Source organism: Bacteroidales bacterium (assembly GCA_012517825.1).
GTDB lineage: Bacteria > Bacteroidota > Bacteroidia > Bacteroidales > JAAYUG01 > JAAYUG01.
The window spans coordinates 1-20,730 of sequence record JAAYUG010000121.1; the positions used below are offsets into that span (position 1 = coordinate 1).

Annotated in this window: 20 protein-coding genes; 4 read left to right on the plus strand and 16 right to left on the minus strand. The window is 45.5% G+C overall.

The genetic code is table 11. The features are described 5' to 3' along the window. The 13 genes from GX419_08405 to GX419_08465 all read right to left on the minus strand — a co-directional run. A partial coding sequence (locus GX419_08405) for a TIGR02221 family CRISPR-associated protein (GenBank protein NLI24710.1) occupies positions 1-561 on the minus strand: 561 nt, incomplete at its 3' end. A gap of 169 nt (positions 562-730) precedes the next feature. After that, on the minus strand, positions 731-1,906 hold the full coding sequence (locus GX419_08410; protein ID NLI24711.1) for a TIGR02221 family CRISPR-associated protein: 1,176 nt from the start codon (positions 1,904-1,906) through the stop codon (positions 731-733). Positions 1,907-1,911: 5 nt separating this feature from the next. Next, positions 1,912-3,042 (minus strand): type III-A CRISPR-associated RAMP protein Csm5, encoded by a 1,131-nt coding sequence (gene csm5, locus GX419_08415; GenBank protein NLI24712.1) that lies wholly within the window; start codon positions 3,040-3,042, stop codon positions 1,912-1,914. Positions 3,043-3,051: 9 nt separating this feature from the next. After that, positions 3,052-4,056: a type III-A CRISPR-associated RAMP protein Csm4 gene (gene csm4, locus GX419_08420; protein ID NLI24713.1), complete on the minus strand. Its 1,005-nt coding sequence runs from the start codon at positions 4,054-4,056 to the stop codon at positions 3,052-3,054. Between the two features lie 4 nt (positions 4,057-4,060). After that, a complete protein-coding gene (gene csm3, locus GX419_08425) occupies positions 4,061-4,741 on the minus strand; it encodes a type III-A CRISPR-associated RAMP protein Csm3 (GenBank protein NLI24714.1) in 681 nt (226 codons plus the stop codon). A 28-nt stretch (positions 4,742-4,769) separates the two neighbouring features. Then, positions 4,770-5,138 (minus strand): type III-A CRISPR-associated protein Csm2, encoded by a 369-nt coding sequence (gene csm2 / locus GX419_08430; protein ID NLI24715.1) that lies wholly within the window; start codon positions 5,136-5,138, stop codon positions 4,770-4,772. Between the two features lie 15 nt (positions 5,139-5,153). Beyond that, positions 5,154-7,829, minus strand: a complete 2,676-nt coding sequence (gene cas10 / locus GX419_08435; protein NLI24716.1) for a type III-A CRISPR-associated protein Cas10/Csm1 — start codon at positions 7,827-7,829, stop codon at positions 5,154-5,156. A 1-nt stretch (position 7,830) separates the two neighbouring features. Continuing rightward, entirely contained in the window at positions 7,831-8,595 is a 765-nt protein-coding gene (locus tag GX419_08440) for a CRISPR-associated endonuclease Cas6 (protein ID NLI24717.1), read from the minus strand. Between the two features lie 120 nt (positions 8,596-8,715). Further along, positions 8,716-9,693 carry a DUF4407 domain-containing protein gene (locus GX419_08445; protein NLI24718.1) on the minus strand — a complete coding sequence of 326 codons (978 nt, stop codon included), beginning with the start codon at positions 9,691-9,693 and terminating at the stop codon, positions 8,716-8,718. 33 nt (positions 9,694-9,726) lie between these two features. Beyond that, a complete protein-coding gene (locus tag GX419_08450; protein ID NLI24719.1) occupies positions 9,727-10,326 on the minus strand; it encodes a hypothetical protein in 600 nt (199 codons plus the stop codon). A 19-nt stretch (positions 10,327-10,345) separates the two neighbouring features. After that, a complete protein-coding gene (locus GX419_08455) occupies positions 10,346-10,621 on the minus strand; it encodes an HNH endonuclease (GenBank protein NLI24720.1) in 276 nt (91 codons plus the stop codon). Next, positions 10,578-10,949, minus strand: coding sequence for a hypothetical protein (locus GX419_08460; GenBank protein ID NLI24721.1), 372 nt, complete (start codon positions 10,947-10,949; stop codon positions 10,578-10,580). The genes GX419_08455 and GX419_08460 overlap by 44 nt, the downstream gene beginning before the upstream one ends. 94 nt (positions 10,950-11,043) lie before the next feature. Then, a complete protein-coding gene (locus tag GX419_08465) occupies positions 11,044-11,580 on the minus strand; it encodes a hypothetical protein (GenBank protein NLI24722.1) in 537 nt (178 codons plus the stop codon). A gap of 205 nt (positions 11,581-11,785) precedes the next feature. On the opposite strand from GX419_08465, the gene GX419_08470 reads away from it, so the two are divergent. Beyond that, a complete protein-coding gene (locus GX419_08470; protein ID NLI24723.1) occupies positions 11,786-13,231 on the plus strand; it encodes a sigma 54-interacting transcriptional regulator in 1,446 nt (481 codons plus the stop codon). A gap of 99 nt (positions 13,232-13,330) precedes the next feature. Then, entirely contained in the window at positions 13,331-13,498 is a 168-nt protein-coding gene (locus tag GX419_08475) for a 4Fe-4S binding protein (protein NLI24724.1), read from the plus strand. Positions 13,499-13,557: 59 nt separating this feature from the next. Here GX419_08475 and GX419_08480 read toward each other — a convergent pair whose 3' ends face one another. The 3 genes from GX419_08480 to GX419_08490 all read right to left on the minus strand — a co-directional run bounded on the left by GX419_08480 (position 13,558) and on the right by GX419_08490 (position 16,050). After that, complete coding sequence (locus GX419_08480; protein ID NLI24725.1) at positions 13,558-14,565, minus strand: hypothetical protein; 1,008 nt, start codon at positions 14,563-14,565, stop codon at positions 13,558-13,560. 94 nt (positions 14,566-14,659) lie between these two features. Beyond that, entirely contained in the window at positions 14,660-15,334 is a 675-nt protein-coding gene (gene rsmI, locus GX419_08485; GenBank protein NLI24726.1) for a 16S rRNA (cytidine(1402)-2'-O)-methyltransferase, read from the minus strand. Then, a complete protein-coding gene (locus GX419_08490; GenBank protein ID NLI24727.1) occupies positions 15,331-16,050 on the minus strand; it encodes a hypothetical protein in 720 nt (239 codons plus the stop codon). Before GX419_08490 ends, rsmI begins: the two co-directional genes overlap by 4 nt. Before the next feature lie 343 nt (positions 16,051-16,393). On the opposite strand from GX419_08490, the gene GX419_08495 reads away from it, so the two are divergent. Both GX419_08495 and GX419_08500 read left to right on the plus strand, forming a co-directional pair. Continuing rightward, positions 16,394-18,859, plus strand: a complete 2,466-nt coding sequence (locus GX419_08495) for a bifunctional UDP-N-acetylmuramoyl-tripeptide:D-alanyl-D-alanine ligase/alanine racemase (protein NLI24728.1) — start codon at positions 16,394-16,396, stop codon at positions 18,857-18,859. Continuing rightward, positions 18,860-20,728, plus strand: coding sequence for a glycosyltransferase (locus GX419_08500; protein ID NLI24729.1), 1,869 nt, complete (start codon positions 18,860-18,862; stop codon positions 20,726-20,728). Positions 20,729-20,730: the final 2 nt, after the last annotated feature.

Sequence of the window (20,730 nt, forward strand, 5' to 3'; positions counted from 1 at the left end):
CACACTGCCCAGGGTTTCGAAGGCACCGTAAAAGATTCCCTTCACGGAGATATTTTTAACCACATAAAGGTAATTGAGCAGGACCGTTGCGAGCATAGGAATGGACCGGTATGCATGGGTTATATCGAGGTAAACCTCGGCCTGCTCAGGCACCTGTTCATATACGGCATTAAAAATAGCCCAGATTTCCTGTTCATTCAAACCATCAGGGATGTCTTTCTCAATAAGGTTTGTATGTGAAACCCAGGGGACAAGGCAGGCTTTCAGGCCGGGATAATTATTTTCCGTTTTTCTTTTGCTTCCTGAAAAAAGCTTCATCCATCTGGCTGAAAACTTACCGGAAGGTTCAGCGGGGTCAGGGCAGGGTTCCCAGTTTCTATTCCGGGCGTCCCTGGTGAGAAATATGACGATGCGGTCGCCAGGGCCGAAATCATTGCAAAACATCCGCACCAGGGCTTCCTGTATAAAATGAACTCCGGTTATGGTTTCCTTTCCTGCATAACTGTAGTTGCAGGATATATAGCGGTTTGTGCCAAGAAAAGAAAGAAATACAGACGGCATTTGCTGAAATTTTCCTTGACCTAAAATACGAAAAAACCTGTTCGCTGTTCACAATCAAGATGGTATTATTAACAGAATCCGGTTTACTTATTAACCGATAACCTGTATGAAGAAAAAAACAGGCCAAATAAGGAGAAAGAAAAAACGATTTGTTAGAGAGTTATTTCCGTTAATTGTTGCGATCAATGCTCTGAATAACCTTACTGCAATTCTCTTTAGTATTTGTGATAAGTACGTTGGCAGCAGCAGGATTTTCTCGCATACCGGCATGGTTTATATCGTTGCGAAGATCACTGAAGTTTTTCCATAAAGCCCTCAGTTCATTCAGGTAAATGAGCTTATCGGGCGTCAACCCGGAGGGTAAAGGCTCTGTATTTTTTTCATTCAATATGTCTTCGGCACATTGTCTATCATTAATCATGTGGAATTTCAGAAGAAGACAAACTTCAGAAACAAGCAATTCTCTTGCCAGTGTAATGGCCTGCTGGTATTGCCCCGTATCGAGGTAATACTGAACAATAGCGGCCTGGGCCTTCAGGTCTTCGTTGTTTTCTTTACTAACAATCATCTCTTTGAATGTACCGGCCATCTGATCGAGTAAAGAAGCAAGGGGTCTTGCCTGCGGGATATTTGCCACATCCTTTTTCGATTGTTCTATTGCTTCGGGCAGTTCTCTGGCTAAATCAAGAACCTTAAAAGTTCGCACCAACGAAAGGGCATCAGAAAGGTCGCCGAGCTTATTTCCAAGGTTTTTCAACCCTTTGGGTTTATAATCTTTTTCTTGCCTGTACCAGGTATTTTGAATTTCATGGGTGATCTGTTTGAGTTGGTCGGCTTTTCCTATTTTTATAAAGTAATCGGTTGCAAACGACCAGGTAATGATGTCGAGGAAAGGGGTGAGTTCAAAAACTGGGGAAATATTGGTTTCCGTATTCCTTGCCTCATAGGCTCCGTAAAAAATATGACGGATGGTCACCTTTTTGGTTACCTTCAGGTAAACGGCAACGGCCAGTGTCAGCATGGGCAGGCTCCGGAAGCCATGGGTTACATCGATCACCAACTCGCTGTATTCGGGGATGGAAGAGGCTATTTTTTCAAAAATTTCCCACAGCTCGTCCTCGTTTCTGCCATCGGGAATAGAAATGCATTCAAAAGAAGGGAGGGTCTGAAGTTCTTTATAGTGTGTTTCTTTTGACTTTTCCGTCATCAGAACAAATATTCTCTCAAAAGGGAAAAACTCAGAAAGCGCTTGAATTATAACCCGAACCGGAACTGATTTTTTTCCATTCCATTCATAGATGGTTTCATTATAATTGCCTGTGCCGACAAAGGAAAGGAGAATCATACGATTTATTTAATACTAAGCTTAATAAACCCCATTGGCATAAAATGAAAGCCTTTATCCTTTAAATTTCTAAAGACGATTTTGCGGGATTTATAAGCAGGAGGCTTACCCTGTGAAGGAGCCAAATAGTGGTTGTCAGGAAACTTCCAGTTACCGGTAATTCCGTGAAAACCTGAACCAAAGCCCATATGAAGCAGGCATTCATTGCTTTGCTCAGGAATATAATCTAAAAGGTCATCAATCGATTGAATAATCAAGCCGGTATCACTTTCGTCATCATCATAATGTTCAAAAAAATTCTTTTCAGCAAGCAGATAACGGCGTGTATGCTGATTAATCAAACCAAAAATGGCCTGCAATGTATTTATATTATTAAAAGAGGTAAAATGCTCCGGGGTCCTTCTATTCCTGCTGAGATAATCGAAACGTTCGTTTTTAATGCGGATAAAGCCACTGGAAATAGAATTTGTTGGAAATGTTTCGCAACAAATAACAAAACCCTTCGATGCAAATTTAGGTCCTGAGGCCCTGCGGTCATGTTTCCAACCAGCCCTATATTCTCCTTTGTCATTGATTAGATTAAAAGTTTTTATTTTATCAATTCGTGATTTTTCAAAACTAAAATCGCCCACCTGAAGCAACGACATCAGGTTGTTTTCAATAGGGCCGAGCAGAATTTTTTCATCAGGGGGGGCATTTTTTCTATTGTTGTTATTGTTCCTATTATGCTGTTCATACAAATGCGTAATGATTACAGAACGGATAGCGCCTTTAAGAGAAGAACCGGGAATATAAGGGATTCTTTTATCTCCGGCAGGAATGGTGGTAAGGGGCAAAATCTCTTTTTCAGGCTCATAAGAACAATCAATCTTAGCTATTTGAAAGTCCTCAGGTTTAATCTTGCGGGTATTCAGCAGGTAGTTGCCAAATTTATCGGTCTGACCCGAAGAAAGCAATGAAAGAAATGCTGCCCGCTCGTTTTCGCTGAGCGTTTGAAAGATTTTCGGAAGATCAACAATAATGATCTTCTTTTCACCTTTTACATAAAAGAAATCAATGTCCTTAACCAGTTTCTTTTCCTGTCCTGCACCGACGTGTACAGGGGTTATTATTTTTGCTTCAACCGTATAATTCATAATCATTCATTATTCAGTTCTGCAGGGAATAAAAAATCCAAGGCCGACCCGGTAAACCGGATGTTCGAGCTTGCGGGGCGTTTGCAATGGAGTAATATCGGCATTTTTCCCGGAAACTGATACCGATGGCTGATTGAGTAAGAATATGGAACCTTCAGTAAACATGTAAATTGAGCGTTTCCGGTACGACAGGTATGGTTCGCTGATCCATCCCCCTCTTTTAATGAACTGATATCTTGCCTTATCATCGAGCATGGAATTCAGTTGTTCAAAATTTTCAGGGCAGAACAGGGAAAGGGAAACCGCATGGGAGGCATTTTCAGGGAAATTGAAAGAAAGTACACCATATTCGGCAGTAAACCTCCCCATACCTACCGAACGGTCTGTACCCAGTCCTTCATCCTGAAGAAGGTCAAGGGCTGTCTTTACCCGACTTTCCCATTTTGCATCAAGATAGTGAACAAGGCAGAAAAGCCCTGCATGGGGTTTAAAGAGGGTTTTTTCCACATAGAAGGGCCGCGTGTCTTCCCTGTCATCCCTGGGCCTCATGATACGAGGAACAATATGTTTTTCCGATAGGGGGAAAAGTTTTTCGTCAAGACTTTCCGACATAAACTGCCCATGGATATGCCTGTCATCAGTAACATCAATCGGCTGTTCGAGCCTCTGAGCAAAAAAATGCTGGTCGTAATAGGCTACCTTCTTGAATTTCTTCACCAATTCCTGGGGCAGTTCATTGCGGGTTTTGTCTTTAACGATTTTGGGAAAGAAATAAACGAATTCTGAATCATTTTTCTTAACAAAGGGAAATAAGCTGGTAATGGCAAAGCATGCACCGGGTTTTTCCGCAAATTCTGCAATCCATTGGTTTTTCCCCAGCATAGCCCACATATGGATGATTGCCGAGTACAGGGTATCGGAACGAATACCAGCTTCACCTTTTCCGTAATCACCACGTGCCGTGCTTATATGAACCGGTTCAATGAACCGGAAACGTATTACCTTAAAATCCATTGTTTTATACTTCAGAATACGACTTTATATCTTTTTTTTCAATAGAATCCCAATTGATATGAAACTTAACCTGGCCATAGCCTCTTGAGCCGCTGCCCCCAAGATAGTCGTCTTCGAGAAGTTTGATTCCTTTCTTCAAAAGGCTGAGGAAGTTCTTCTCATTTTCCAAGGCTTCCTGTTCGTCACCATCTCTGGTAATAATGTTAATAATCATTTCCACATCAAATTGGGCTCCGGCCGGAATTCGTTCAATTTGCCTCGGATGTTCAGCAGTACCTTTGATTCTGTTGATAACATTTTCGAATTTCAGTTCAGTAAAAGGCATGTCAGTAAATTCTGATTTGGACAACTTTTTTGCCCATTCATCAGTAAGATAGGAATCCCGGAAAATAATGCGGGAGGGAAGGCCGTCATCTCCGGCAGAACCAAATAAGTAAGGAATAACGCATCCATTGGGATACCTTCTGAAGCTGCTATCTGCATTTACACCTTCGGCAATTTCGAGCAAGGAGCGTATTTTCCCCTTAAGGGAACTTCCCGGAATATAGGGTTGGTTATCATCTTTCCGGCGCACAACGGGCGCATCAACGCCTCCAATTTCAACATTTTCCTTGCTATCCCCAATATGAAGACCGGTTAACAATTCGATTCGGCCTTTAATAATAATTTTTTTATGCAGTTTCATATTTTGATGAATTTATGGTTAACGATTATTATTTACCTCCTTGTGCTTTATGATAGGCAACAATTGCTTCAACTACATTTACAAAGTTTCTAAACTTTTTCTCATCTTCTCCAATATTGCGAATTAAGGGAGATAAAGCTTCATAGAAATCTTTCAATTTTGTATTTTTCTCATCTTTACCGACGGCATAAGCTAATTTTGGTTCGAGCAAAAGGATTTCTCCCTTAAGGTGCTCAAAATCAGCCTGAATTCTTTTTAATGCTCCAAAAAACCGTCTAATTTGCGAAGATGTAATAGGATTACGTGTATCCCTTCTAGCCAGATTACGACCAAACTCTTCAATAGGTTTAAGGTCCTTAATCCCGTTTTCAAGAATTTTAAGATCTATTTGTGCCATATGCGAGATATTTAATTAGTTTGTTTTCTCCTTTTCATTACGCAGAGCTAACTCTGCCCAGCGGCAGGCCACGGCAAAGGCTTCGAAGCGCATGCGTTTTTCATTTACATGGGCAAAAATAATCTGCTTCAGTTCTTCGAGGGCCTCGTTTGCACCGGCGTTTTTATCCTCTTTAAGATTTTTCTGCCTCCGGGCAATGTTGTAGGCTGCCTGCCACTTCCAGTTATGGTATTCCTTATCATCTTTTGTATTGTATTTCCATGCTTCGTAATAACCGATCAGTTGCATAAGAAGGCCTCTGGTAATGGATTCATCCCTGACCCAATGGACAAGTTTTTCTTTCAGATTTTTCACCTGGGGCCATTCATGATCCCAGTTCAGAGGAACGCCAAGAAAGCACAAAGCATTTTTGAATACTACTTTACCATTTCCGGTGTCAATCTTATGTTGTTTAGCTTTCTCTTCCGCCTCGCCGGATTTTTCAGCGCCTTTGGCTACAGGGAATTTTGCTCCCACCAGTTCAATGCCTGCGGAAAGGGTAATATCGTCGCGAGCAGCGAATTTTCTGAATTCTGAGCGTACATCTTCGGCAAAAGCAATTACTTTTTCCCAATATCCCAGGGCAAAAACATCATCACCGCCCGAATAAAGAATATTTACATCCTCTTTATATTTTTCGCGCAGGGTATTGATGTAACCACTAAAAAACAGATCGAGGAGATTGGAGAAGGTAGCATAAGCTGAAAAACTTGCCAGTTCTGTAGGTTTTTCGTCATCGGTTAGTCCGTAACGGAAAAGGGATCCCAGACCATCAACATCCATCCTTAAAATGGCAAGACGTTTAAAAGGATACCTCCCTTTGTTGCTTCCTTCAATATAGCCGGCAAGGTATTCAAATGTGGCGGGGGTATTTTTATCTTCCATAGCTACCTGTGATCCGCCGAAAAAACGGAACCCAAGGGCCTGCCTGTTTCCAGCCGGCACGTCAAAGAGGGAAACTTCGTCATGTACAGTTTTCAGTATAAGTGCCTCATCGTATGATGATACATTTTCATTTTTTGCAATATGGAGTTTGCTGCCACCGGGCAAATCGAAATAACCCTCTGCCTTTGTTGCGGATGTAGGAAATGCAATAAAATTATGATGAACAAGTTGCTTTCCGATTTCAATCTGCTGATGGACTTCCGGTGAAATTACCGGGGCCTCAGCATCGTAGTTTTCTGCTTTTGTTTTGTATGACCAATCTCTCTTCTCTTCATTGAACTGATAATAGGCTTTACCGTGACCAATTTCTTCGCCGGTTACACTGCAAACAAGGGAATCTCCTCCTTCGCCCGATGGTTCAAAAAATTCGGCAAATCGTTCTCTGGAAGCAATAATGTGCCTGAACCGCCGGGCTTCATGCCTGGTCATTTCCTCAAAAAGCGCATTCCATAATTCACCAAGGCTTACATTTTCAGAATGGCCTTCAATACGGATATTTTTTTGATTGGCCTCCAGCTTATTTTTATAACGGAATGCTACCATTCCCATATTCAAATAAAGGCGCCCACGGTGTTTTTCCCACAAATCATCGAGTATACCGATGTAAAAATCTTCGAGGTATTTTTTTATGATGGGGATGTTGGGTAAAAGCATATAGAACTTTCCACCGCTGGCATAAATTATATGGGCAGGCGTAAGTTTCAAAGGTGCTTTGTTGATAATTTGCCATGCCAGAGCCTCCAATGTCATCTGGAGGTAAAAGGATCTTCCCCTGAGGCTTTTAGCGGCATTGGCTGAAGAAATATTGTACAGATAATCCTGAATACCCGATAAATCAAATCCAGCAATCAAAAGAGGGAAAACATTTTCGTCCAATTCCACCTGATAGCCCTTAGGGGTAGTATTGGTTCTGAAGCTTTCAGGTTTATCCTGGTAAAAATCAAACAAGCACTGGGCTATAGCCGCTGTTACTTTGGAATGTTCAAAAAGGCTTATGCAGGGATGGTTATCCTGGGTAAAGGAAGGAATACACCAGGTATATTTTTTTAATAAATAATAGAGCGTAATGGAAAGGCCTCTGTAATCAAAAGAACGCTTTTCCAGTTTTTCCAAATCGGCAATGAATTCCTTCCAATGTTTTCTGTAGAGCTCTGTTGAAAGCTTAGTTTCATTGGAATAATCGGAGGGCATAATATCGTGGGCATGAAGGGATAGCGGTCTTAATCTGAAGACAGACTGACGGCTTGCAGTCTGAAAAGAATTGTCGCTTTGTTTTACTCGCAAGGCGCACAATATGTTGTTGAGAGGAATTTCCCTGAAGCGCAGTTCACTTTTTTCCAGCTGAGGATCCTCAAAAATACCCATAGAAGATCTGTCCATTCCACTAGCCCACCAATCGGCTAACTGAACAATAGCCGCTTCGGGGTTATCAGGCCTGTGATGGTAAACCGCCGCATGAACTATATTCGAAAGCTGATCCTTCGAAATGAACCGGAGAAAGATTTGTTGGTTTTTTTCAAAAAATTCGTTGGTCCAAACCACATGCTGATGAGAAGGGAATCCATTATGCTCAGGACAAATAATTTCTGCAAGTTTTTTGGATTGTTCACTGAGCTCATTTTTGTCGTTCAAAGCCCCATCAGCACGTTGATAGAATTTGCCAATATCGTGCAAAAAAGAACCAAGATACAATTCTTCGCGGGTCATATTATTCCTTGTTAATCGTATTATTCATCTGAAACACAATTCCATAGCCGAGGCTGACGCTTTTTCCCAGCCCTATATAGTTGGGCAGGAAAACGTTGGTAGTAAATACCAGGTTGAAACCTATTACTTTTTTCCCCTTGAGGGTAACCGGCCGAAGGCTTTCAATCTGTACGATGTGTGTGTTGATGGGCCGGGTAACATCCCAGTTGATGCCTTTGGCAAATGAAAGGATGTTTCCGGTTAATTTCCTTTCGAGGTAAGATATTTTTTCTGCGTCTTCGGGCAGGTTAAGGTATTCGCGGTAGTTTTCCTGGTTGAGGGCTATCCAGTTGTTCACGCGGTAGGTAAAGTTTTTATCCCACACCTGGATAGTAAACTGGTTCATCAGCAGGCGGGCAATTTTCATTTCGAGCCAGCGGCCGCTGATATGTATGCTCCAGTCGCGGTTTTCGAAATAATTGTGAATTTCGTCCACACCGTAATCGAGGCAAACAATAGCCGGATGCCTTCTGATGCGTTTATACTGTATAAGCGGATAGCGGTAAAGGTATTTCTGTTCGTTCAGGTGGTTATGAAAGAGGATGTGTTCCCGGCCGGCCTTGGCGATGACAGCCCCCCGGAAAGCCGGGATTTCGTGTGCTTCAATTTCATCGGCGAATTCAACCAACAACACACGAAGGCGCTGGAAGGGCTCTCCCCTGGGAGTTGTGTACACTTCTCCGTTTTCGGTTATCAGCTTTTCGTTATCTCTGCCTGGACTGCCCATCATTAATCGATTAATTTATAAAACAATGCCACATAACTAACTTAAAAAGAACAAATTATACCTTAGCAACTCAAATATACATAAAATTTCTATAACGTCTTCATTATGTTAATAACTTTTTTACCCTGCCTGATTTTTGGATGATGAAAAAGCGAATATTTTCTCGATCTGTTGTTTCTTTATTTCCATCTGGTTACGGACCAGGCAATCGTAATCGCTTTCGCCATCGCCGGCTTTATTCACCAGCACAAACAGCTCAATGGACAGAAACAACAGGAAGAAGAAGAACCATACAAAAAGTCCGGCTAAACTTTTCATTAACAACATAATCAAGGTGTCAATTTCATCAATCAATCCCGATTTTGACCGGAGGTCCGATTCGATTTCGCTCCGCATGTTCAGGAGGGTTTTTTCCTTATCGGCTTTTTGTTCGCGTAAAGCAGTAAGTTGCTGGTCGAGTCGGGTTACCTGGTCAATTTTTGGATTGGGCACGGCCTGGTTGACAACATTCCGGCTGGCAGGGACCAGATTTCCTGCACTGTCTTTTTCGAAAGCCGTATTGATGGTAGGAAGGAAAATGCGGGGATTTTTGCTGATTTCAGACAGAAGCACTGCCCGTTCCGTTTCGCGGGCAATGATAAGGGTATCGAGCTGTTTAATCTGTGAATCGATTTGCCGGGTTTTTTCGGGCAAAATACGGTTGACTTCTTCCTGGATTTTGCTGATCTGCATTTTTTCGATATCGTCGCTAAATACAATCTGGTCGGTTATGATAGCGCCAATCAGCGCCATAACAAAGCCTACACAGATGCGGAAAAAGTAACTCCACTTGTTGCGTTTTACGGAAAGGATTATCTGACGCTCGATCTGAACTACAATAAACATCATGGCCCCTGCAAAAGCAATGGCTGAAGGCATAGAAAGATGGAGGTACCGGCGGGCAAAAGCGTATCCGATAAAACCCCAGACGATGCATACCACCAGTATGGCAGAAAAGTATTTGATGACGGTTTTTGCCGTAGCTTCACTGCATTGGGTAACCAGCCGGTAATTGTGCCCGGTAAAAAAGCACCCCGATTTTAGCCAGAAATTTCTCATAATGAAGTGTTTAATTGGATAAATTTTTATTGGTTACTGATCAAAAATATCTTCCGACAGATCAGTTTCATCGGACAGCAGGGTGGAACGTGAAATAGCTTCCAGGCCGCGTCGGAAGCCTTTTTCGTAGGCCAGTTTAATTTTAAGTGGCATTCCGACCATTTCTACAGAATTGATGCCCATTTCCTTCACCTTTTCATAGGCATTGCGAATGACATTCTGTTTGGCACGCAGTTCCTCCACCAGGTCCATCAGGCCGGCCCTGCCGCGTGTAGCAATATGAAAATCATATTTTTGCAGTTCTGCCTCGTACCAGGAGCAGGTCTTCTGAATGAGCATCCGCAGGTCGTGCATAATAAGTTCCACATTATCGGCCATGTGTTTCATGTCGGGCGTGGCCAGGGCATCCTCGTACCCCCGGATTTCAAAATCGGTTTGCAAGAAATCGTAGATGGCTTCAATACCTTTTAATTCGGCCACAGGCTGAGGTTTGGGTTCTTCAGTTTCAGGGATGCAGGGGTCCCGGTCATCCACAAAGAGGGAGCGGGAAACCGGCACATCCTGTTTGCCAGCAGTATCAGGCTGAAGCTGTTGCTGCTTTTTGCCAAATCGGAAAAAATCTAAGAAACTCATAGTGGTTATTGTTTAGTTATTAAATGTATTTAACAGGTACTGCATACAAGGCATGTCCTTTCTGGTGGCATGCTTCGCAGAGGGTAATGAGGAGTTCGTCGCTGTAATCCCAGGGATCTGCATAGCGGTTTTCGGCCTGCAGGTAATGGTACTGGCGATGATGCACCTGAAGGTTTTCGTTGCTGGAGCAATTCAGGCAGCGAAAACGGTCGCGGATCAGGATCTGCTGGCGCCGCTTTTCCCAGCGGGCGTCATTCAGTTTTTCTCTGTACACTTCTTCTGTAATTTGCTTCATAGTGGCAATATTTATTGATTAAATCGTTCCATACTTCATGTGCAATGTGTGGTGAAGGGTTAGCCGACAGGAAATATTCCAGATTATCAGAATCTTTAAACTGAAAAAACGTAGCCCCTTCAACCCGCAACTTTTCGTCCACAGCAAGTTCAAACAACATCCGGAAGGAACCCAAAGCCCAGCGCTGATACCATAATATTATTTCCATAATTTCGGCTTCGTCATTTCCGGGGTCGATACAATACATGTTCCAGATGATTTCGATGCCCCAGTTGGACATGTCGTCTTCATCGAAAAATGTTTTCCGGCTCAGTATGTATCGTTTCATTATCATCATTGTGTTCTTTTATGTTTTTTTAAAGTGCCTGCACCCCCGGCGGTGTGAAGGAGCAGGCACCGGACAATTTCCCTTCAGGAATCCCTTACAGGGAAGAGAGGATTACGAGAGCCACCCAGGCCGCCCATCCGATAGCGGCATTCCCCACATTGATCCCGCGTGCTTTTTTCTGATAACAGGAAAGGTACTCGGGATCGCCAAAAAGCTCCTTGTTTTTTGACATCAGCATGGTTTGACTTCCCGTAGCAGGGGTAGGGCTTGATACAGCGGCTCCGATCACGGCAAAGGGACCAAAAAGTACCCCCAGCACCATATGAAGCCCTGCCTTCCCATGGTAATTCTCGGCATCCTGCTTGCCTTTAAGGCATGCATCAGGGTCGCCGGCCATGGTCGTAAGGTAATCAAGGTACACCCTGTCGGAGGGGTTTTCAAAAACAACCGTAAGGATGTCTGTTGCGGGAATTTCATACATTCTGCCGCGGACTTTAAATGCCACACTGCATTTTTCCACCCGCTTAACCTTGCCCTCAAACTGCATTCCATTGGCAAGGGTAATCAGATCGCCTGCCTGAACAGAGCCGGCCGCGATCAGAAGGATCAGAAAAAACAGAGTCTTTTTCATATGCATGGAATTTAATTGGTTAGCGTTACTATAAACTCAATCCATGTGCCATAATAATCTAAATATTTGTCGGTCAAATCTTTAAACAATTAACACTTTTGTTTGAATTTCATTTTTTGAAATTATTTTCCGTCTGAATTGTCATTTTTTGATATTCCATTAATGAATTTTTGAAAATGTTGTATTTTGGTTAAAAATTCGGGGTATGGAAAAAATTCTCATTTCATGGATTGCCCGTACGAATGATTTCGCAAAGAACAGGGTCAGGGAAGACGGACCAACAATGTGTTTTCACCGTTTTCACTGGGATCATTCCTTTCATGTTCTTCTGGCTGCCGAAGCAGATAAGGATCTTCAAAAGCAGCTGGCGGAGAGGATCAGAAAGGAGTTCGGCCATAAGGTGGAAGAAGTAACGTTGCCTGTGGAAAATGTTTTAGACATCAAGGAAATAAAAGGTAAGACAGAAAAAGTTCTGATGCAGTACCGGCATCATATTGTTGACATATTTGCTTCGCCAGGCACATCGGCCATGCAGGTGGCATGGTACATCTGCTATACCACACTCGGGTTAAAGGGTCGGTTTTTGCAAACCCGTTCGCCGAAAGATTCAAAATCAGGCAAGTCGGAATTATTTGCCCTTAAGTTCGAGAAATCGGAGCAACCGCTGTCAATGATGATTTTTGAGGAAGAGATCAGCAAGCCTGCTGAATTAAAATCGGCTGAATCGGTTTGTCTTACGCCCGCTTTAAAAGAACTGCGGAAAAAAGCCCTTCCGGCGGCCATGGTTGATGTTCCGGTTCTGATACTGGGAGAAACCGGAACAGGAAAAGAACTTCTGGCAAGGTATATACACGATCAAAGTTACCGTAAGAATAAAAAGATGCTGGCCTTTAACTGCTCGGCTATCGGGCATGAACTTCTGGAATCACGTTTATTTGGATATAAAAAAGGGGCTTTCACGGGAGCCGAAAAAGATACGCCGGGCTTGTTTCATGAAGCCAACGGAAGCACAATTTTTCTTGACGAAATAGGCGATATTACGGCCTATACACAGAAGAGCCTGTTGCGGGTATTACAGGAGAAGGAGGTTCTGCCGGTCGGCGGCAGGAAGCCTGAACAGGTTGATGTACGGGTTATTGCAGCTACCAATAAAAACTTGCGGAAGTTATGCGAAGAAGGCAAGTTCCGCTGGGATCTGTATTACAGGCTGGCCATAGTGGAGCTCATTATTCCCTCTCTTGCCGAACAGGGCAGAGAGGCTATTGAAACGATGCTCCGGTTCATGCTGGAGCAAACAGCCAAAAAGTATAAAAAACCGGTTTTAAAAGTGAATCCCGATGCTCTGGCTGGGCTTCTCTCCTACCCCTGGCCGGGAAATATCAGAGAAATGGAAAATCTTGTCAACAATTTTTACATATACTGCGAAAAAGAAGTCCGGCTCAGTAACCTGCCCAGATACATTCTGGACCAGCAGACAGGCCCATCGCTCTCAATGGAATATGTTGAAAAGCAGCATATCATAAAGGTACTGAATTATACCGGGGGGTCACGTAAAAAAGCCCTTAAGTTGCTGGGCTACAGGTCGTACAACACCCTGCTCAGTAAAATCCGCAAATACAAAATTGATGAAATCATTCCTACTTCGGAATAGTGCAGGAATCGTAAAGGAATTTGCAATGATTACATAAGCTTAACACACGATATAGGTAAAAAAACTATATTTGCAACCGCAAACCAAAACCATTTAGTTATGGCATATAAAATTAGCGAAGACTGCACAGCATGTGGTACCTGTATTGATGAATGTCCGGTGGAAGCTATTTCTGCAGGCGACATTTACAAAATTGATCCGGAAGTCTGTACCGATTGCGGTGCATGTGCTGATGTTTGTCCGGTCGAAGCTATTCACCCCGAATAGTCATCCTCTGGATGCGATGCGCTTTGCAGGCAATGGTCTGCGAAGCGCATTGTTTTTTTTCAGGGGTCGTAACGTGACCCTTCCAGTATATCCCTTGCCGGCACCCTGGTCATCAATTCCTCCGGAGTAACCTGCGGATGTCGTTTCATATATCCCGACACAATCCGGTAGCCGATCCAGACGGCCGCGCGCGCCGGTGACTCCCGTGTAAAATCTTTTGTAAACGGCCCTTCGTTGATAAATTTACCAATGGTAAAAGCATCGGTAACAAAGAGTTTTTTGTTTTCCACCAGATAGGTCCACATTTGGTGCTCGTTTTTTTTGCACCATTCAAGCTGGGCCTGGGTGAACCCCCAGAGGAGTGTGTCGGGGTCATCAGGAAACATCTGCCGTACCTGATGCATGATTTTCCCCTCCTGTATCATATATTCCAGCAATCGCGGCGAGGAATCGGGCACAGGGAAAATACTGGTCATCCAGGCTCTGATGCAGTCGGGAGCAATGCGTGCCGGCAACATGATGCGGCGCTGATAGAGCGGCAGCATAGCGGCACGGTACAGAAGGGATTCCATGCCCAGAAACTTATCGAGCGAAATGCCGAGCATCGAATCGGTGGCCATAAAAGACTGGTTCAGGCCGGAAATCACGGTAACCAGAACGGGAGGCTTTTGCCCGGGGAAAAAGGCGGCAAAGCGGTTCCAGGCAAATTCAAGCCGCCGTTGTACAGGAGTAAAGTCAGCAAAAACCGAATCAGAGGCCTGTTTGAGTTCAAACACACTCCGGTCGGTAAGAAAGGTAATGAGCAATTCGGGGTAAAGAGGGTCGCTGGTTTTTCCGATCTGCAGTACATACTGGCTGTAAGCTTCGAGGAACTCTCCGTATTTTTCCCGCAGAGCCGGCAGGGCAGACCGTATGGAATCCGGGTCAGGCGCAAGGTTAAAGAGGTCCTGGTCAAGCCGGAGGATGGTAAGATTCACCTTCCCCTGTGGTACCGGAATTTCGTGCCGCTTTGGCCGGCAGGAAACCATCAGCAACATACCCAGCATTACAATTATCAGCCGCTTCATATGCAATTCCGTTTAATTCGAGAAATCCTGGCAAAAAATTTCCGGGGACAAATAAACAAAAAGTATTTCAACCGGAGCAAACCGTCCGGAATGGTCAGCCATCAGCCCCCTGCACCACAATAACTATTTCGCCTTTTGCAGTATTTTGCTGGTAAAAGGCAAGCAGTTCACCCAGGGTACCGCGGTTGAATTCCTCAAACTTTTTACTGATTTCCCTTACCACAACTGCTTTCCGGTGGTTTCCCAGGAAAGCAGACAGATCGCTGAGGGTGCGCGCCAGCCGGTGGGGCGATTCATATAAAATGATAGTACGTTCCTCTTCCTTCAGGCGGTTCAGCCGAGTCTGGCGGCCCTTTTTAAAAGGAAGGAAGCCCTCAAACACAAACCGTTCGCAGGGAAGGCCGCTACCCACCACAGCCGGTATCAGTGCCGACGGCCCGGGCAGAATTTCAACAGGAATCCCCTGCTCAATACAGGCATGAACCAGAAGATAGCCGGGGTCGGAAATTCCGGGTGTGCCGGCATCGGAAACAAGGGCTATGGTTTCTCCCGACAGGATACGCTGAACAATGGAATGAACCGTTTTGTGCTCATTGAATTTATGGTGAGACAGCAGAGGTTTCCTTATCTGATAATGGTCAAGCAGAATGCGGGAAGTACGGGTATCTTCAGCCAGGATAAGGTCAGCTTCCTTCAAAATGCGCAAGGCCCGGAGTGTAATGTCTTCGAGATTGCCGATAGGGGTCGGGACTACATACAACCTGCTCATGCCTGTTGGGAATGGCGCCTCTGAATCAGCTCAAACAACTGCATCACCACAGGATCCTCTTCATCCCATGAAAAGTTCCGGCGTATGTAGTTTATGGCTTCATCGTAGCCGGAAGCATTGTTGAGGATGTCAATGGTTTCTTTGTAGCGATGGGCATTACCGGCAAAAAGCTCCTTGATAAACAGGAATTTCTCGTTCAGTCCGATCGCCGATTCAATATTGCTGATGGGGCGGGATTTCATTACCGACGAAAGGTCCTTTTTCTCGCCGACGTTCTCTGCCAGCCGGTCGTGCATGAACTTCCTTGTTCCTGCAAACTTGTCGGCCAGAATTTCGGATTTCTGCTTCGGTTTTTTTGTTTCCGCTGCAGGCTGACGGACGTGTTCTTCTGCACCAGTCTCCATTTCTGCGGCAGTTTCAGAGGGCACGTCCTTTGAAGGCGCTGTTGAGGGTTCCTGCGCCCGGGGTTTTTCTTTCGCGCGGACGGGTTCATCATCCTGAGCCGGCCGGGGTTCTGCCTTTGCGGCAGTGAAATACTCCGGAGGCCTTATCCCGGTTTTTAATTCCAGCAGCATGTCGTAAAGCTTCACAAACCGTGTTCTCAGCAGGTCTGCATCGAGGGCCGTCAGCTTTCCTTTTTCCTTTGCTTCTTTCAGCAAGGAAGTGGTTTCATCCCATTCCCTGATCAATCGTTCAAAAAGAGGTTCATTGCTCATCCTTTCAATTTTTCTTTACTTTTGTAAAAATAACGATTATCCCAAACAATGCATCAGAAATTTTTCTAATGTATTGTGATTAAGAAAAACCTAACTTTCAGCCGAATTTTCAATTCACCTGAAAGATAGTTTTTCTAAATCGGGATAACCCCAATTAATTCATTCGTTTGCTCCTTTCAAGAGCTTCCAATGAATAAATTGGGATTATTACTGAATTTCATTATCTGCGGCATGGTGGCTTTGGTCAGGCCTTTAGCCGGCAGGGACAGACAACATGCAGGGAATTGCCTGCGCAAAATAATGCTTTAGAAGAATCGTTTTTCAGGGACAGGAATCATTGCAGATGAAATACACACTCGGGGAAATAGCTGAAATTACACAAGGCAAACTGAACGGTCAGTCTGATGAGGTGGTCAGGGAGGTACTTACCGACAGCCGTTTACAGCCGTCCACCACCTCATGCCTGTTCATTGCCCTTAAAGGCATGAATCATGACGGGCACTCGTTCATCAGGGAGATGAGTAAAAAAGGCATCAGGAGTTTCCTTGTCCAGTCCATACCAGCTGATGCAGCTGACGTTGCCGGCCCTTCTTTCGTCATTGTTCCCGATACGCTGAAAGCGCTTCAGCAGTTGGCGGCACATTACCGACAGCAGTTCAGAGGGAATGTAACCGGCATTACCGGCAGTAACGGGAAAACCATTGTAAAAGAGTGGCTTCACCATCTTTTTTCCCTGAAATACAACACCGTCAGCAGTCCGCGAAGCTACAATTCCCAGGTAGGAGTTCCCCTGTCGGTGCTCATGTCGGAACCTGATGCCGAAGTTTACCTCTTCGAAGCGGGGATTTCTTTCCCCGGCGAAATGGAACGGCTGGAAAAAATCATCCGGCCCCGGACGGGAATCATAACCAACATCGGGGAAGCGCATCAGGAGAATTTTTCTGATGTCCGTCAGAAGGTACGGGAAAAACTGCAGTTGTTCCGGCATGCCGACCGGCTGTTTTACTGCGCCGACCAGAAAGTGGTACGAAAGGCTGTCGATGAACTGTTTCCGGGGGAAAAGCCGGAAAAGATCTGCTGGTCAACGGGTACGGAGTCCTGCCGTCTTCATGTAAAAACCATACGCAGGGTAGGCGGACGAACGCATATAGCCGGCATCTGGAAAGACCGTGCGGTGCGGATTGCCATTCCTTTCACCGACCAGGCATCCATTGAGAATGCCATTCACTGCTGGCTGGTAATGCTCGAATCGGGTTATGAACCCGGGGAACTTCAGGAATTGTTTCAGGCTCTTCCGCCTGTAGCAATGCGCATGGAAGTAAAAAAGGGCATCCGGCATTGCACCCTCATCAACGACAGTTACAGTTCAGATCTGGTATCGCTGAGCATAGCCCTGGATTTTCTTCGCCGCCAGGACCAGCATCCCGGGAAAACGGTTATTCTTTCCGACATCCTGCAGTCAGGGCGGACGGAAGGCGAACTATACCGGCGTGTGGCTTCCCTGCTCAAAAGCAAGAATGTAACCAGGCTGATTGGAATAGGAGAAGTTATTTCCCGCAACCGGGATGTATTTTCTCTTCCCGCCTCATTTTATCCGTCAACGGATGCTTTTCTGCAGTCGGCCGAACGGATGTCGTTTTCCGATGAAGCCATTCTGCTGAAAGGAGCACGGGTTTTCAATTTTGAACGGATAGCGGCCCTTCTGGAAGAAACCAGGCACATAACACGCCTTGAAATCAACCTGAACGCACTGATTCACAACTTCAACTATTTCAAATCGCTGGTTCCGCCGGAGACGAAGCTTATGGTGATGGTAAAAGCTCTTTCGTACGGCAGCGGGTCGCACGAAATTGCCCAGCTGATGCAGTACCACAAGGCCGATTACCTCGCCGTGGCGTTTATTGACGAAGGGGTTGCCCTTCGTCAGGCAGGTATCACCCTTCCGGTGATGGTCATGAGCCCGGAAGAACAAGGATTCCGGCTTATGGTGCAACATAAACTGGAGCCCGAAATTTACAGCTGGCCTTTTCTGCGTAAAATCATTGCCTGGTTGCAGATGGAAGGAATTACCCGGTACCCTGTGCATATAAAAATTGACACAGGAATGCACCGTCTGGGTTTTGCACCCGAGGATGCCGGCGAGCTGGCGGTTTTTCTGTCACAGCAGAATACCATCCGCGTGGTTTCCGTTTTCTCGCATCTGGCCGGAAGCGAAGACTCCGGACTGGACGAATTTACGCGCTGGCAGATCGGCACCTTCAGGCAGGCTGCAGAGATACTGCAGGCCGGACTTCCTTACCCTTTCCTGCGGCATATTCTCAACTCAGCCGGCATAGAGCGTTTCCCTGAGGCCAGTTTTGAAATGGTGCGGCTGGGAATAGGATTATACGGCATCAGCGCAGTGCATCCCGAAAAGCTTCAGCAAATCAGTACGTTCAAGTCGGTGGTTTCCCAGATACGAAATATCAGGGCCGGAGAAACCGTGGGTTATAACCGCCGCGGAAAGGTGGAAAGCGACAGCACCATTGCTGTAATCCCCGTAGGGTATGCAGACGGCCTTGACCGCCGCCTGGGAAACGGAACCGGGCAGTTCTGGGTCAATGGCCATTTTGCTCCGGTAATCGGAAACATCTGTATGGACATGTGCATGATTGATGTAACGGGAATTCCCGTTGCAGAAGGCGACGAAGTGATTCTTTTCGGAGGGCCGGTTCCGGTTACCGCCATGGCCGAAAAACTCAACACAATTCCCTATGAAGTGCTTACCGGCATTTCGTCAAGAGTAAAACGGGTATATTACTACGAGTAAATGAAACCAGTGAAGTTATCGGTTGTCATCATTACTTACAACGAAGAGCACAATATTGAGCGATGCCTGCGTTCGGTAAAGGACGTGGCTGATGAAATTGTGGTGGTGGATTCTTTTTCTGAAGACCGGACCGAAGAAATATGCCGCACTTATGGCGTCCGCTTCCTGCAGCACCCCTTTGCCGGATATATTGAGCAGAAGAATTATGCACTGAAACAGGCCACTTACGATCATGTTCTTGCGCTTGATGCCGACGAAGCCCTGAGTCCGGAACTCTGCCGGTCCATTCTCCAGGCAAAAGAAAACTGGACAGCCGACGGTTATTACTTCAGCCGGTTAAACAATTACTGCGGGAAGTGGATACGGTATTCGGGCTGGTACCCAAGCCGGAAGCTTCGCCTGTTTGACCGCAGGAAAGGGATGTGGGGCGGCACCAATCCGCACGACAGATTCATTCTGCAAAAAGGGGCCGTTAAAAAATTCCTCCCGGGAAATTTACTGCACTATTCCTATTATTCAATCAGGGAGCATGTTGCGCAGAGCAACCGGTTTACCGACATCATTGCCCAATCCTTTTTTCAGCGGGGGAAAACGGTGTCCTGGTTCACCATAATGTTCCACCCGTTCTGGCGGGGATTTCGTGATTTCTTCCTCCGGGGAGGTTTTCTGGACGGATTTTACGGCATGGTCATCTGCGGAATTTCTTCGTACGAGACTTTCCTGAAATATGTCAAACTTCGGCAGCTATACAGGGAACATCGTAAGAAAAGAGAAACCATTTGTTTTTTCAACTCGTCAGTTACCTGGGGAGGAGGGGAAAAATGGCATTTTGATATTGCTACCCGCCTGCAGAAAAAAGGGCACCGCATTGTGGTGATCACCAACCGGAAAAGTGCTTTGTACGAGAGGCTTCGTGAAACGCCGCTACCGGTAGTACGCCTGCGGGTGCACAATCTTGATTTCCTCAATCCGTTGAAGGTGTATAAGGTAGTGAAGATCTACAGGCGGCTGGGCGTGCGGGTTGTCATTTCGAACCTTTCGGCCGATATCAAACTGGGCGGAGTTGCCGGACGCCTTGCCGGCGTTGAGCGGGTAATATACCGGCGCGGGCTGGCAGTTCCTGTCAAAAACAGCCTCACCAACCGCTTCATCTTCCGCCATGTGGTTACCGATATTATGGCCAATTCAGAAGAAACGAAAAACACTATCCTGGCCAACCACCCCATGCTTTTCAATCCCGATAAAATCAGAGTTATTTATAATGGCCTTGACCTGAATGCTTTCGACAGTGAAAAGTATGAGCCGGTTTTCAGCCGGAGTAAGGAAGAATTTATCATTGGCAATGCCGGCCGGCTGGTATATCAGAAAGGACAGAAAATGCTCATTGACCTGGCGGTCATTCTCAGCAGGAAAGGATACAGGTTTCGCATTGTTATTGCGGGAGAAGGCAAAATGCATCAGGAACTGGACGAATATGCACGGAAAAACGGGGTGGACGACAAAATTGTTTTGCTGGGATTTGTGGAAAACATACCAAGTTTCATGAAGGATATTGATGTGTTCTGCCTCACTTCATTGTGGGAAGGGTTTGGGTATGTGCTGGTGGAAGCAATGGCCGGTTCCAGGCCGGTGGTCGCCTTCCGGTCCAGCAGTAACCCCGAAATAGTTGAAGACGGGATAACCGGCTTCCTGGTTCCTGAAAATAATCTTCCGCTGATGGCTGAGCGGATTGAACAGCTGATGAACGACCGCGCATTATGCCAGTCAATGGGTGCCAGAGGACGCAAAAGGGCAGAGACAGTTTTCAGCCTGCACACCACCCTTCAGAATGTTGAAAAAATGCTGTTCGAGAAGAACCTTTTTACGTAAGA

What these genes read in the sequence shown, in the direction of transcription:
- GX419_08410 (NLI24711.1), bottom strand. Translation starts at nt 1,906, where the DNA reads ATGATTCTCCTTTCCTTTGTCGGCACAGGCAATTATAATGAAACCATC.
- csm5 (NLI24712.1), bottom strand. Translation starts at nt 3,042, where the DNA reads ATGAATTATACGGTTGAAGCAAAAATAATAACCCCTGTACACGTCGGT.
- csm4 (NLI24713.1), bottom strand. Translation starts at nt 4,056, where the DNA reads ATGGATTTTAAGGTAATACGTTTCCGGTTCATTGAACCGGTTCATATA.
- csm3 (NLI24714.1), bottom strand. Translation starts at nt 4,741, where the DNA reads ATGAAACTGCATAAAAAAATTATTATTAAAGGCCGAATCGAATTGTTA.
- csm2 (NLI24715.1), bottom strand. Translation starts at nt 5,138, where the DNA reads ATGGCACAAATAGATCTTAAAATTCTTGAAAACGGGATTAAGGACCTT.
- cas10 (NLI24716.1), bottom strand. Translation starts at nt 7,829, where the DNA reads ATGACCCGCGAAGAATTGTATCTTGGTTCTTTTTTGCACGATATTGGC.
- GX419_08440 (NLI24717.1), bottom strand. Translation starts at nt 8,595, where the DNA reads ATGGGCAGTCCAGGCAGAGATAACGAAAAGCTGATAACCGAAAACGGA.
- GX419_08445 (NLI24718.1), bottom strand. Translation starts at nt 9,693, where the DNA reads ATGAGAAATTTCTGGCTAAAATCGGGGTGCTTTTTTACCGGGCACAAT.
- GX419_08450 (NLI24719.1), bottom strand. Translation starts at nt 10,326, where the DNA reads ATGAGTTTCTTAGATTTTTTCCGATTTGGCAAAAAGCAGCAACAGCTT.
- GX419_08455 (NLI24720.1), bottom strand. Translation starts at nt 10,621, where the DNA reads ATGAAGCAAATTACAGAAGAAGTGTACAGAGAAAAACTGAATGACGCC.
- GX419_08460 (NLI24721.1), bottom strand. Translation starts at nt 10,949, where the DNA reads ATGAAACGATACATACTGAGCCGGAAAACATTTTTCGATGAAGACGAC.
- GX419_08465 (NLI24722.1), bottom strand. Translation starts at nt 11,580, where the DNA reads ATGAAAAAGACTCTGTTTTTTCTGATCCTTCTGATCGCGGCCGGCTCT.
- GX419_08470 (NLI24723.1), top strand. Translation starts at nt 11,786, where the DNA reads ATGGAAAAAATTCTCATTTCATGGATTGCCCGTACGAATGATTTCGCA.
- GX419_08475 (NLI24724.1), top strand. Translation starts at nt 13,331, where the DNA reads ATGGCATATAAAATTAGCGAAGACTGCACAGCATGTGGTACCTGTATT.
- GX419_08480 (NLI24725.1), bottom strand. Translation starts at nt 14,565, where the DNA reads ATGAAGCGGCTGATAATTGTAATGCTGGGTATGTTGCTGATGGTTTCC.
- rsmI (NLI24726.1), bottom strand. Translation starts at nt 15,334, where the DNA reads ATGAGCAGGTTGTATGTAGTCCCGACCCCTATCGGCAATCTCGAAGAC.
- GX419_08490 (NLI24727.1), bottom strand. Translation starts at nt 16,050, where the DNA reads ATGAGCAATGAACCTCTTTTTGAACGATTGATCAGGGAATGGGATGAA.
- GX419_08495 (NLI24728.1), top strand. Translation starts at nt 16,394, where the DNA reads ATGAAATACACACTCGGGGAAATAGCTGAAATTACACAAGGCAAACTG.
- GX419_08500 (NLI24729.1), top strand. Translation starts at nt 18,860, where the DNA reads ATGAAACCAGTGAAGTTATCGGTTGTCATCATTACTTACAACGAAGAG.